4 protein-coding genes are annotated in these 2,375 nt (G+C 69.1%); 2 read left to right on the top strand and 2 right to left on the bottom strand.

What is annotated here, in order from left to right; translation table 11 throughout:
* Positions 1–115: 115 nt before the first annotated feature.
* Positions 116–1,105 (top strand): GTP 3',8-cyclase MoaA, encoded by a 990-nt coding sequence (moaA, locus tag ACFQ7Q_RS38040; protein ID WP_383563826.1) that lies wholly within the window; start codon positions 116–118, stop codon positions 1,103–1,105.
* Here moaA and ACFQ7Q_RS38035 read toward each other — a convergent pair.
* Both ACFQ7Q_RS38035 and ACFQ7Q_RS38030 read right to left on the bottom strand, forming a co-directional pair.
* Positions 1,088–1,318: a hypothetical protein gene (locus ACFQ7Q_RS38035; protein ID WP_383563823.1), complete on the bottom strand. Its 231-nt coding sequence runs from the start codon at positions 1,316–1,318 to the stop codon at positions 1,088–1,090. The two genes, moaA and ACFQ7Q_RS38035, sit on opposite strands and share 18 nt — an antisense overlap.
* 181 nt (positions 1,319–1,499) lie before the next feature.
* Entirely contained in the window at positions 1,500–1,844 is a 345-nt protein-coding gene (locus tag ACFQ7Q_RS38030; protein ID WP_383563820.1) for a DUF3099 domain-containing protein, read from the bottom strand.
* Positions 1,845–2,024: 180 nt separating this feature from the next.
* Here ACFQ7Q_RS38030 and ACFQ7Q_RS38025 point away from each other — a divergent pair, with 180 nt between their 5' ends.
* Positions 2,025–2,300 (top strand): GlsB/YeaQ/YmgE family stress response membrane protein, encoded by a 276-nt coding sequence (locus ACFQ7Q_RS38025; RefSeq protein ID WP_383563817.1) that lies wholly within the window; start codon positions 2,025–2,027, stop codon positions 2,298–2,300.
* Positions 2,301–2,375 lie beyond the last annotated feature (75 nt).

Raw genomic sequence — 2,375 nt, 5'->3', positions numbered from 1 at the left:
TAGGGTCCTACGACGCGGCCGCTCCGGTCCTCGTTCCAATCGGCCCCTGCTGGTTGTCGGCACTCTCGCGTAGGCTCGCTGTATAAATCACCGAACGACAGGGAGGGGGCCCACAGTGCTCATCGACACCTACGGCCGTGTCGCCACCGACCTGCGTGTTTCGCTCACCGACCGGTGCAATCTGCGGTGCACGTACTGCATGCCGGAAGAGGGCCTGCAGTGGCTGGCCAAGCCCGATCTGCTGACCGACGACGAGATCGTCCGGCTCGTGCGGATCGCCGTCACCGACCTCGGTGTCACCGAGGTCCGCTTCACCGGCGGCGAGCCCCTGCTCCGCCCCGGCCTCGTCGGCATCGTCGAGCGGTGCGCGGCCCTGGAGCCCCGCCCCAAGATGTCCCTGACCACCAACGGCATCGGGCTCAAGCGCACGGCCGCGGCGCTGAAGGCCGCGGGCCTGGACCGGGTCAACGTCTCCCTCGACACGCTGCGGCCGGAGGTCTTCAAGACGCTGACCCGCCGGGACCGCCACCACGACGTGCTCGACGGGATGGCCGCCGCGCGCGACGCCGGTCTCACCCCGGTCAAGGTCAACGCGGTCCTGATGCCCGGGCTCAACGACGACGAGGCCCCCGACCTGCTGGCCTGGGCGGTGGAGAACGCGTACGAGCTGCGCTTCATCGAGCAGATGCCGCTGGACGCCCAGCACGGCTGGAAGCGCGACGGCATGATCACCGCCGGGGACATCCTGGAGTCGCTGCGCACCCGCTTCGCCCTGACCCCCGAGGGCGCGGACGAGCGTGGCTCGGCCCCCGCCGAGCGCTGGGTCGTGGACGGGGGACCGCACACGGTCGGTGTCATCGCCTCGGTCACCCGCCCGTTCTGCCGGGCCTGCGACCGGACCCGGCTCACCGCCGACGGTCAGGTGCGCACCTGCCTGTTCGCCACCGAGGAGACCGACCTGCGGGCGGCGTTGCGCTCGGACGCGCCGGACGCCGAGATCGCCAGGATCTGGAAGCTGGCGATGTGGGGCAAGAAGGCCGGTTCGGGTCTGGACGACCCGAGCTTCCTTCAGCCGGAGCGCCCGATGTCAGCGATCGGCGGCTGAGTCCCCGGCCGACTCCCAGTCGGCGAGCGGCACGACGTCCTTGAGGAAACCCCGTACCCCCAGGAACTGGGAGAGGTGCTCGCGGTGTTCCTCGCAGGCGAGCCAGGTCTTGCGGCGCTCGGGCGTGTGCAGCTTGGGGTTGTTCCAGGCCAGTACCCACACGGCGTCGGCGCGGCAGCCCTTGGCTGAACAGATCGGGGTCTCGTCACTCACCCGATCATTGTCCAGCAATGGCGATGCCGAGCAGCCACGGGGGGAGCTGCCCGGCATCGGTCCGTCGCTCCGACGGGGGATGCGGAGCGCGTAGGAAGTATGTCACGGGGAATGGGGAACGGTGCACCGGAACTTCATGATTGATCTGAGCTTTTCTTGAGCTTTTGAGTTGCCGTGATGATCAACTCTGACCGTGCGAACGTTCCGTACGCGCTTCCGCGGGAGCCTCTCCGGCAGGCAGCTCCGGACGGGTCGGCGCCGGTACGAACGTCGACGGAAGGGCCGGCGGCTTCTCCCGTCCCGCGTTCGCGATGACCACGGCGATATAGGGGAGCAGCGCGCCGAGCACGAGAGCCACGACGGCCACATGACGCTCGACGTTCCACAGGAGGACCGCGGCGATGACGGACAAGGTCCGTACCGCCATCGAGATCACATACCGGCGCTCCCGGCCGCGCACATCGTCGGCGAGACCCTGACGCGCCCCGGTGATTCGGAAAACCTCGCTACCGCCGTGCTTCCGCATCGCATTCCACCGCCAGCGTCCACGCCGAACGCTCCCCGGTCCGGACCTGTCTCCACGGTACGCCTGACGTCCGAGGGTGAGGAGTCCGGGTCACGTATGGAGCCGTCCGACATGCGGCGTATGGCGGATGGGCCGAGACTGGCCCCACATGCGCAGAACGCGCCGCCTGAGGAGGCGACCATGAGTTGGCTGTGGGCAATCATCGTGGGCTTCGTGCTCGGTCTGATCGCCAAGGCGATCCTGCCGGGCAAGCAGCAGATCCCGCTGTGGCTGACGACCGTGTTCGGCATCATCGGCAGCATCCTCGGCAACGCCGTCGCGGGCTGGATCGGAGTCGAGGACACCCGGGGCATCGACTGGACGCGACACCTGCTCCAACTCGTCTTCGCGATCGCGGTGGTGGGACTGGGCGACATGCTGTGGGTCTCGGTCCGGGGCAGCAGACAGAAGGCCTGACGGCCCGGGGCGCCGGGACGGCGGAGGTCCGGCAGCCGCACGTCGGTCCGGACACGGCGGAGGCCGGTACGCGCA

It is taken from the genome of Streptomyces sp. NPDC056527, from assembly GCF_042794475.1.
Classification (GTDB): Bacteria; Actinomycetota; Actinomycetes; order Streptomycetales; family Streptomycetaceae; genus Streptomyces.
The sequence above is the reverse complement of the archived record's forward strand: the minus strand, read 5'-3'. Positions and strand labels throughout refer to the sequence as shown.